The organism is Micromonospora sp. M51 (genome assembly GCF_018070305.1).
GTDB lineage: Bacteria > Actinomycetota > Actinomycetes > Mycobacteriales > Micromonosporaceae > Micromonospora > Micromonospora parva.
Window position 1 is genome coordinate 1 of record NZ_JAGPXZ010000162.1, and the last position, 9,731, is coordinate 9,731.

The window sequence follows — 9,731 nt, forward strand, 5'->3', positions numbered from 1 at the left end:
CCCTCTTCCGCGGCGGTCTGCTCCAACGCGGCCAGCAGCGACGCCGGACCGTAGAGCGTCGTGTTCTGCGCGACCACCCCGATGACCTGTGATCGACCGGTCACCAGGGCGCGCGCCGCGCCGTTGGGGCGGTAGCCGAGTTCGGCGATCGCCGCGCGCACCCGAAGCCGGGTCTGCTCACGGACGTTGGGATGCCCGTTGAGCACCCGCGACACCGTCTGATGGGAGACACCGGCGAGACGAGCAACGTCCGTCATCGCGGGACCGTGGACGGCCATTTCACTCCCCCCGCTACATCTCCGGCCCGCGGCCCGTCGACGTCGACTGGAGCGGCCCGGCCCGATCCCCCTCGCTCAGTCACCACGCCGGTGCTGAATCCCAGGTGACCAGCGCTGGATCGCCGACAGTCTACGCCAGCAACCGTCCTGAACACGGCATGGCTCTGTCGGGTCTGCGCAACCCGCCCACGCCGTACCACCCGGTCCCCACCGGAGGTGCGCGCCAGCCGGTGCGGCGCGCGGCCCCCGACGTGGTACGCCGGCCCGCCCGCGCTCCTGGACAGAGCGTGGAGCAGGCCGGCGCGGGCCCGACACGTGGCGCCGACTCGACATGCCGTACGGCGTGCGCGGCCGGCGCCACCGGTCAGACCGGACGTCGTGTGACTGGTGTCACGGCGTCGTCAGGTCGAATCGCCGCACGGTGACCGCGCCACCGAGCGCCTGTGTTGCGTGGTTGAAGATGGCGAACCGGTAGCCCATGAAGAACTGCCAGTTGTTCGCCAGCGTCAGGGCGTTGCCGAACGAGGTGAAGTTGACCCCGTCGGTGCTGTACGAGAAACGGGCCTGCCGGCCGGAGCCGGGTCTGATGTCGGCGTTGGCGCGCAACCAGATCCGGCCACCGGAGACGGCGGTGCTCGCCACCTCGCTGCCGGTGCTGGTGGTGTTCCAGCTGCCGTCCATCGTCAGGCCGTTCTGCATGACCAGCCGGGTGGACCCGTTGTCCCGTCGGATGCCGATCCAGGCCGACGAGTTGCGCAGCACCGCCAGGCCGGTGCGGTCACCGTCGCGCATGGTGGAGTAGTCCAACTCGATGGTCGCGGTCGAGGTGGGGCCCTGGATGCGGTGGGTCAGCGTGTTGCGCGCCTTGTACAGGTCGCCGGTGACGGTGGCGGTCTGCAGGTTCAGGCCGTTGTTGACCGACCACTTGCTGTTGTCCGGGTTGTGGTTCCACTCCCACTGCGGGCCCAGCGTGGTGCCGGCGAAGGTGTCGGTGCCGGTGAGCGGCTTGACCGCCCGGGGCGGCGCCGGCAGGTTCGGCTTCGGGTACGAGCTGCCCCACGCGCCGTTGACCGTCTGCAACACCGGCCAACCGTCGCCGGTCCAGGTGATCGGCGCCAGGGCCGGCATCCGACCACCGGGGTACGCGTCGACGAAGGACATGTAGTACCAGTCGCCGTTCTGGGTCTGCACCAGACCGCCCTGGTGCGGCACACCGCCGCCGGAGATCGGACCGGGCAGGTTGAGCAGGACCTGACGTTGCTCGTACGGGCCGAACGGACCGTTCGTCGACTTCAGCACGTACTGGCCGTTCGCCGGTCGGGTGAGCCAGATGTAGTAGGCGCCGTTGCGCTTGTAGAAGCGGGCGCCCTCCAGCGTCCCGATGCTCGACGGCGTCTGGTAGACCTGCTGGGCGCGGACCTGGGACTTCCCGTCGGCGGAGAGCTGGGCCACGCTGATGGTGCTGTTGCCGTACGCCACGTACATCGTGTCGTTGTCGTCGACCAGCAACCCGGCGTCGTAGTAGCAGTTGGGGATGGTGGCGTGCTTGCTCCACGCGCCGTCGACGGCGGACGCGGTGTAGATGTGGGTCTGCGCGAAGTCGATGCACCCGGCCCAGTAGTACGTCCGGTTGCTCGGCCGGTAGTTCAGCGTCGACGCCCAGATCCCGTCGACGTACGCGTTGCCACCGCTCATGTCGTACTTCGAGCCGAAGTCGAGCCGGGGCACGGCGTGCCCGGCGAACTCCCAGTTCACCAGGTCGTAGGAGCGCAGCACCGGCGCGCCCGGCGAGTAGTGCATGGTGGACGACGTGAGGTAGTACGCGTTGTCGACCCGGATGATGTCGACGTCGGCGAAGTCCTGCCAGATCGCCGGGTTCGAGAAGGTGCCGTTCGACGGGGGCGGCGTGGTGGGGTCGGTCCCGCCGTCGACGCGGACGAACTGCCACTGCTGGTTGGTGCCGTTCCAGTCGTCGTACTGCACGATGTTTCCGCCGTCGGCGGTCGAGGCGCCCTGCACCTCCATCACCTTGTTGCTGTTCCGATTGATCAACCGGACGTAACCGCCGTCCGAGTCGGCCAACCGGAACTGCTGGTTGGTGCTGTTGTTGTCGCTCCACTGCACGATTGCGCCGCCGTTGGCGGTCGAGAAGCCCGAGACGTCCAACACCTTGTTGGACAGCCGCGACTTCACCCGGTAGTAGCCTCCACCGGAGTCGACGAACTGCCACTGCTGCTGGTTACCGTTGTTGCGGGTCCACTGCGTGATCCGCGCGCCGTCGTTGGTCGCCAGGTTGTACACGTCCAGGGCCTTGCCGCTGTTGCGGTTCACCAACACGTACCAGGCACTGGTGTCGACAGTCGCCGCTGACGCGGGCGCCGAGGCGACGGCTGCGGCCGCGCCACCGACCACCAGCGTCATCGCGGCGACAGCAAGTCTCGACAGCCACCCGCGCCGACGTGGCGCACCCCGGGGAACCCGACCGATGGAAAGCATGATCCTCCTCTGCTGACGTCAACCGAGCGATCTGGGTCGCGTCCGCGGCACCGGGCGGGGCACCGAGCTGACCGACGTCCGGCCATGTGATCGCTAACACCGTCAGCCCGACGGTCGCGGCGATGAGCTGCCGCAACCGAGAGAGGTGGAACGCACGCGTGGCCGGACAGTCAAAGACATCGACCATCTTGGCTATAGACTGTGAGCGATAACATGCTGTTAGTCAAGCCGTAACACGGCCGCCTCACGTACGCCGGGACCACACGCGAACGGGTGGTCCACCCCAGCCGCAGGCAGGGATGGACCACCCGTGTCGAGCGCGATCAGAGCGCGCGAATCAGAAGCCGCGGGCCAGCCGGTAGTAGGCCTGGTTCCAGCGGATCTCGTCGGCGAAGCGGCGCGGCTGCGTGTCGGCGTCGATGACGACGAGCTCGGTGCGGCTCATCTCCGCCAGGTCGTGCAGCTCCTCCACGCCCACCGCCTGCGACAGCACCGTGTGGTGCGGGGCGCCGGCGGTGATCCACGCCTCGGCCGAGACCGGCAGGTCGGGGCGCGGACGCCACACCGCCCGGGCCACCGGCAACCGGCGCAGCGGCTGCGGCGGGGACACCACGTCGATCTCGTTGGCCACGAGCCGGAACCGCTCCCCCATGTCGGCCAACCCGAGCACCACCGCCGGACCGGGTGCGGCGTCGAAGACCAGCCGGACCGGGTCCTCCCGGCCACCGATGCTCAGCGGGTGGATCTCCACGTTGGGCACGTCCGACGCGATGGTCGGGCAGACCTCCAGCATGTGGGCGCCGAGCACCAGCTCGTTGCCCGGGGTGAGGTCGTAGGTGTAGTCCTCCATGAACGAGGTGCCGCCACTCACCCCCACCGACATCGCCTTGAGGGTGTGGACCAGGACCGAGGTCTTCCAGTCGCCCTCGCCGCCGAAGCCGTAACCGTCCGCCATCAGCCGCTGCACGGCGATGCCCGGCAGCTGACGCAGCCCACCGAGGTCCTCGAAGTTCGTCGTGAAGGCCCGGAACCCACCCGCGTCCAGGAAGGCGCGCATGCCCAACTCCAGGCGCGCGGCGTAGCGCAGCGCGTCGTGCTGATCGCCGCCGGGCAGCAGCTCGCCGACGATGCGGTAGGTGTCCTGGTACTCCTTGACCAGGTCGTCCACCTGCGCGTCGGTGACCTCGCCGACCACCTCGACCAGGTCGTTGACGCCGTAGGTGTTGACCGAGACGCCGAACCGCAGCTCGGCCTCGACCTTGTCGCCCTCGGTCACCGCGACGTCGCGCATGTTGTCGCCGAAGCGGGCCAGGCGCAGCGACCGCATCGCCGACCAGCCCAGCGCGGCGCGCGCCCACGCCCCGATGCGAGTGGTCACCCGCGGGTCGCTGACGTGCCCGGCCACCGTCTTACGGGCCACACCGAGGCGCGTCTGGATGTACCCGAACTCGCGGTCGCCGTGCGCGGCCTGGTTCAGGTTCATGAAGTCCATGTCGATGTCGTTCCACGGCAGCAGAACGTTCGCCTGGGTGTGCAGGTGCAGCAGCGGTGTCTGCAACGCGTCCAGACCGGAGATCCACATCTTGGCCGGCGAGAACGTGTGCATCCAGGCGATCACCCCGACGGCACCCTGGGCGGCGGCATCCCGGCAGACCTGCAGGATCTCACCACTGTTGGTCAGGACGGGCTTCCAGACCACGCGGGCGGGAATCTGCGGCGAGTCGTCGAGTGCTGCCGCGATCTGGCGGGACTGCTCAGCCACCTGGCGGAGCGTCTCCTCGCCGTACATGCCTTGGCTGCCGGTGAGGAACCAGATCTCGGGTTCGGTGTGTGGTGCCATGGGGTTGCCTTCCGCGAGAGGGGCGGTCACTTGTAACGGATTCCGATGAGGCGCTGGAGGAGGATGAACGCGAAGAGCAGGCCGCCAATCACGATCTTGGTCCACCAGGAGTTGAGGCTCCCATCGAAGGTGATGAGGGTCTGGATCACGCCCAGGACCAGCACGCCGAGTACCGTGCCGAAGACGTAACCCGCGCCGCCGGTGAGCACCGTGCCACCGATGACGACGGCGGCGATGACGTCCAGCTCCATCCCCACGGCGATCAGCGGCGCGCCGGAGAGGGTGTAGAAGGACAGCAGGATCCCGCCGATGGCCGAGCACAGACCACTGATCGTGTAGACGGCGATCCGGGTCCGCCCCACCGGCAGGCCCATCAGCAGCGCCGACTGCGGGTTGCCGCCGATGGCGTACACGTTGCGCCCCAGCCGGGTGTAGGCCAGCACGTACGCGGCGATGGCGACCACCACGAAGGCGATCAGCACGCTGATCGACACGAAGTTGCCGCGGGGGTTCCCGATCCGCTCCTGCGACATCGCGGTCCAGAAGCCGTCGGTGATCGGGATCGACGCGCCGGAGATGAACGTGCACATGCCCCGGGCGAAGAACATCCCGGCGAGCGTGACGATGAACGGCTGGATCTCGAAGAAGTGGATGACGCAGCCCATCAGCAGGCCGAGCGTCGGGCCGATGAGCAGCGCGATGACGAGCACCAGCGCCGCCGGCATGCCGTCCTGCAGCAGCGCGGCCGACACCATCGCCGTCATGGCGACGACCGAACCGACCGACAGGTCGATGCCACCGGTGAGGATCACGAAGGTCATGCCCACCGCGACGACGAGCAGGAAGCCGTTGTCGATGAACACGTTGAAGATGACCTGGACGTTGGAGAACGCCGTGTACTGCGAGACACCGATGCCGTACATCACCAGCAGCAGGGCGAGCGTCGCCAGCACCGGTATCTGCTTCCTCGGCAGCCGGAACCGGTTACGACCGGCGGTAAGCGTTCCAGTGGTCATGCCGGCACCTGCTCCTTCGGCTTGTCGGCGACGGGGGCGGGCGGCGGGGCGTTGCGCCTGCGGCGGGTGAACCGGGCCCGGAAGGCCGGCGCCTGGATGAGGCAGACGGCGATGACGACGACCGCCTTGAACAGCAGCGACGTCTGCGGCGAGATGTCCATCGCGTACACGGTGGTGGTCAGGGTCTGGATGATCAGCGCACCGATGATGGTGCCGCTGAGGAAGAACCGGCCACCCGCGAGGGAGGTGCCGCCGATGACGACAGCGAGGATCGCGTCCAGCTCGACCCAGAGGCCGGCGGCGTTGCCGTCGGCACTGGAGACGTTGGCGGTCATCATGAAACCGGCGACCGCGGCACACGCGGCGCTGATCACGTACGCGAGGAAGATGACCCGGCCGGACCGGATGCCGGCCAGCCGACTGGCCACCGAGTTGCCGCCCACCGACTCGATGATCATGCCCAGCGCGGTGCGACGGGTGAACGCGGCGACGAGCAGTGCCGCGGCGAGAGCGATGAAGATGGCCAGCGGCAGGGTCAACGCGTGGCCCAGGCCGATCGCCCGGTACGGCTCGGAGTTGATGGTGATGATCTGACCCTCGGTGATCAGCTGGGCGAGACCCCGGCCGGCGACCATCAGGATCAGGGTGGCGATGATCGGTTGGATGCCGATCACTGCCACCAGCACCCCGTTCCACGCGCCGAGCACGAGCGAGACCCCCATCGCCATCGCGAGGGCGGTCGCCACCACGGCAATGCTGCTCTGGTCGGGCTGCTTGCTGATGTACATGCAGGCGATCGCGCCGCTGATCGCGCAGAGCGAGCCGACCGACAGGTCGATGCCGCCGGTCGAGATGACCAGGGTCATGCCCAGCGCGACCAGGATCAGCGGTGCGCTCAGCCGCAGGATGTCGATCGGCGTCCCGTACAGGTGCCCGTCCTTGAGCTCGATGGACAGGAACCCGGGCCGGTAGATCGTGTTCGCGGCGAGCATGGCGAACAGCACGGCGGCGGGCCAGAACAGCCGGTGACCGGTCATCGTCCGGAAGCGGCTCATGGTGTCGTTCATCGGTCTGCCTCCTCCCGGTGGGATCCGCTGGCGATGGTCTGCATGATGCGGTCGGCGTCGAGGCTCTCGTCGTTGGCGAGCTGAGCGACCATCTGCCGGTCCCGCATCACTGCCACCTTGTGGCTCAGGCGCAGCACCTCCTCCAGCTCGGCGGAGATGAACAGCACCGCCATGCCGCCGTCGGACAGCTGCGTCACGAGCTTCTGGATCTCGGTCTTCGCGCCGATGTCGATGCCCCGCGTCGGCTCGTCGAGGATCAGCAGCCGGGGCTCGGTGATCAGCCACCGGGCCAGGAGCACCTTCTGCTGGTTGCCGCCGGAGAGGTTGCGGACCGGAACCTCCGGGTCGGCGGGCCGGATGTTGAGGGCCTTGACGTACTTGTCGACCAGCTCGTCCTGGCGACGACGCGGAATGGGCCGCAGCCAGCCGCGCGCCGCCTGCATGGCGAGGATCATGTTCTCGCGCACCGACAGGTCGGCGACGATTCCCTCCGCGCGGCGGTTCTCCGAGCAGAAGCCCACGCCGTGGTCGATCGCCTGGGCGGGGGTGCGCAGGCTGCTCGCCGTGCCGTCGACAGCTACCTGACCGCCGTCGCTCCGGTCGGCCCCGAACAACAACCGCGCGACCTCGGTACGCCCCGAGCCCAGCAGGCCGGCCAGGCCCACCACCTCGCCGGCGTGGATGGTGAGGCTGAACGGCTCGACAGCGCCCGCTCGACCGAAGTTGGACACCGCCACCAGGGGGGTGCCCTCCTCCAGGGTGGCCAGGTCCCGCCGGGAGTGCTCCTCGATGCCCTCCAGGACGTCGAGCTCCTTGCCGATCATCTTCTCGACCAGGGAAAGCTGGGGCAGCTCGGTGGTGAGGTACTCGCCGACCAGCCCGCCGTTGCGCAGCACGGTGATCCGGTCGGCGATCTCGTAGACCTGGTCGAGGAAGTGGGTCACGAACAGGATGGCGATGCCCTCGTCGCGCAGCTGCCGCATGATCCGGAACAGCTGCGCCACCTCGTCGGCGTCGAGGCTGGACGTCGGCTCGTCCAGGATCAGCACCCGGGCCTTGATGTCGATCGCGCGGGCGATGGCGACCATCTGCTGGATCGCCAGGGAGTACGAGCCGAGTGGCGCGCTGACGTCGAGGTCGAGGTCGAGGCGGGCCAGCAGGGCTCGGGCGCGGCGGCGAACCTCGCCCCAGCGGACCGCGCCGAAAAGGCGGGGCTCACGGCCGATGAAGATGTTCTCCGCCACCGAGAGGTTGGTGCAGAGGTTGACTTCCTGGAAAACGGTGCTCACACCGGCGGCGGTCGCCTGCATCGGCCCGGTGAACGACACGGGTTCGTCGTGGAGGGTGATCGCGCCCTCGTCGGTGTCGTAGACACCGGTGAGCACCTTGATGAGGGTCGACTTGCCGGCGCCGTTCTCGCCCATCAGGGCGTGCACCTCGCCGGGGAAGAGCCGGAAGTTGACGTCGTGGAGTGCGCGCACCCCGGGGAAGGACTTGCTGATCCCGGTCATCGTCAGGACCGGACGGCTATCCGTCATCCCATCAGACCTCTTCTGGGTTGTCGACACGGAAGGGCCGCCACGTCCCCGCGACGCCCGCCCGGTCGCCCCTGGGGGTCGCTCGGGCGGGCGTGGTACTCGGGGTCGTCGCGGGCCAAGCCCGGTCCGTTTCGGGTAGGGAGGCGACGCGGCGGGGCCGCCACGCGAGCGCGGCGACCCCGTCGTCGATCAGTACTTACGGTTGGGCAGAGCTTCCTTCGCCTGCTCAGTCGTGAAGGTGGTCTCCTCGGTCTCGATCCGAGGCGGCACCTCCTCGCCCGCGTGGACCTTCTTGGCCAGGTCCATCAGCTGCGGGCCGAGCAGCGGGCTGCACTCCGCGATGAAGTTGAACTTCCCGTCGGCGAGAGCCTGCATGCCATCCTTGACGGCGTCGACGGTGATGATGGTGATGTCCTTGCCGGGCTCCTTGCCGGCGGCGGTGATCGCCTCGAGCGCGCCCAGACCCATGTCGTCGTTGTGCGCGAACAGCACGTCGATCTTCGGGTACGCCTTGAGGAACTGCTCCATGACCTGCTTGCCGCCGGCCCGGGTGAAGTCACCCGGCTGCGAGGCGATGATCTTCAGGTTCGGGTTGGCGGCGATCGCCTCACCGAAGCCCTTCTTGCGGTCGTTCGCCGGCGCCGCACCGGTGTTGCCCTGCAGCTCGACGATGTTCACCGGGCCCGAGGCGCTCTTCTTCTGCTCGACCAGCCACTCACCGGCGAGCCGGCCCTCCTTGACGAAGTCCGAGCCGAGGAAGGTCTTGTACAGGGTCTTGTCGGCCGAGTCCACCGAGCGGTCGGTCAGGATGACCGGGATGCCGGCGTCCTTGGCCTCCTTGAGCACGGTGTCCCATCCGGACTCCACCACCGGCGAGAAGGCGATCACGTCGACCTTCTGCTGGATGTAGTTGCGGATCGCCTTGATCTGGTTTTCCTGCTTCTGCTGAGCGTCGTCGAACTTCAGCTCGATCCCCGCGGCGGCAGCGGACTCCTTGATCGAGGTGGTGTTCGCGGTACGCCACCCGCTCTCCGCACCGACCTGGGAGAAGCCCATCGTGATCTTGCCGTCGTCCTTGGACCCGCCGCCGCCGGTGTCGCTGTTACCGCAGGCCGCCACGCCGCCGACCAGCAGCACGCTGGCGAGGACCGCGGCAGCACGCCACGGAGCGGACTGCATTCGCATCTTTCCCATCGAATCTCCTTGGTGGATGTGGTGGGTAACCGCGCCGGCCGCCGAGGTGCGAAAGAGCGGCGTACGCGGGTGGTGCGTGCTGGTGCGCGTGGTGCAGACCGACGGGTCCCGGGGTTTCGGTGAGGGTCAGGAACCCGCCGGTGCGACTGGTTGTTGGCCGTAGACGTTCTGGTAGCGGTCGTAGAGTGAGTCGATGTCGGCCTGTGCCATCGGGACCGGCCGCCCGAGGGTGTGGGCCAGGTGCGCGGTCCGGGCCACGTCCTCGCACATCACCGCCGCCTTGACCGCCGCGCGGGCGTCGC

The 9,731-nt window shown here is 68.4% G+C and carries 7 protein-coding genes and 1 pseudogene; all 8 read right to left on the minus strand.

Annotated features, from left to right (window positions below):
- Positions 1-257 (minus strand): LacI family DNA-binding transcriptional regulator (locus KBX53_RS11625; protein WP_210859096.1); only part of this gene is annotated, 257 nt, incomplete at its 3' end.
- Between the two features lie 411 nt (positions 258-668).
- On the minus strand, positions 669-2,774 hold the full coding sequence (locus KBX53_RS11630; RefSeq protein ID WP_210859104.1) for a family 43 glycosylhydrolase: 2,106 nt from the start codon (positions 2,772-2,774) through the stop codon (positions 669-671).
- A 337-nt stretch (positions 2,775-3,111) separates the two neighbouring features.
- Entirely contained in the window at positions 3,112-4,614 is a 1,503-nt protein-coding gene (araA, locus tag KBX53_RS11635) for an L-arabinose isomerase (protein ID WP_030333979.1), read from the minus strand.
- Between the two features lie 26 nt (positions 4,615-4,640).
- Positions 4,641-5,630, minus strand: coding sequence for a galactofuranose ABC transporter, permease protein YjfF (gene yjfF, locus KBX53_RS11640; RefSeq protein ID WP_030333976.1), 990 nt, complete (start codon positions 5,628-5,630; stop codon positions 4,641-4,643).
- Entirely contained in the window at positions 5,627-6,697 is a 1,071-nt protein-coding gene (locus tag KBX53_RS11645) for an ABC transporter permease (protein WP_030333975.1), read from the minus strand. Before KBX53_RS11645 ends, yjfF begins: the two co-directional genes overlap by 4 nt.
- Positions 6,694-8,235, minus strand: a complete 1,542-nt coding sequence (locus tag KBX53_RS11650) for a sugar ABC transporter ATP-binding protein (RefSeq protein WP_210859113.1) — start codon at positions 8,233-8,235, stop codon at positions 6,694-6,696. Before KBX53_RS11650 ends, KBX53_RS11645 begins: the two co-directional genes overlap by 4 nt.
- A 189-nt stretch (positions 8,236-8,424) precedes the next feature.
- Positions 8,425-9,429, minus strand: a complete 1,005-nt coding sequence (locus KBX53_RS11655; protein ID WP_247675477.1) for an ABC transporter substrate-binding protein — start codon at positions 9,427-9,429, stop codon at positions 8,425-8,427.
- Positions 9,430-9,555: 126 nt separating this feature from the next.
- Positions 9,556-9,731, minus strand: a pseudogene (locus KBX53_RS36290) (L-ribulose-5-phosphate 4-epimerase); the annotation flags it as partial.

Bases quoted from the DNA above. Each gene is read 5' to 3' on its own strand.
- KBX53_RS11630 (WP_210859104.1), bottom strand. From the start codon at position 2,774: ATGCTTTCCATCGGTCGGGTTCCCCGGGGTGCGCCACGTCGGCGCGGG.
- araA (WP_030333979.1), bottom strand. From the start codon at position 4,614: ATGGCACCACACACCGAACCCGAGATCTGGTTCCTCACCGGCAGCCAA.
- yjfF (WP_030333976.1), bottom strand. From the start codon at position 5,630: ATGACCACTGGAACGCTTACCGCCGGTCGTAACCGGTTCCGGCTGCCG.
- KBX53_RS11645 (WP_030333975.1), bottom strand. From the start codon at position 6,697: ATGAACGACACCATGAGCCGCTTCCGGACGATGACCGGTCACCGGCTG.
- KBX53_RS11650 (WP_210859113.1), bottom strand. From the start codon at position 8,235: ATGACGGATAGCCGTCCGGTCCTGACGATGACCGGGATCAGCAAGTCC.
- KBX53_RS11655 (WP_247675477.1), bottom strand. From the start codon at position 9,429: ATGGGAAAGATGCGAATGCAGTCCGCTCCGTGGCGTGCTGCCGCGGTC.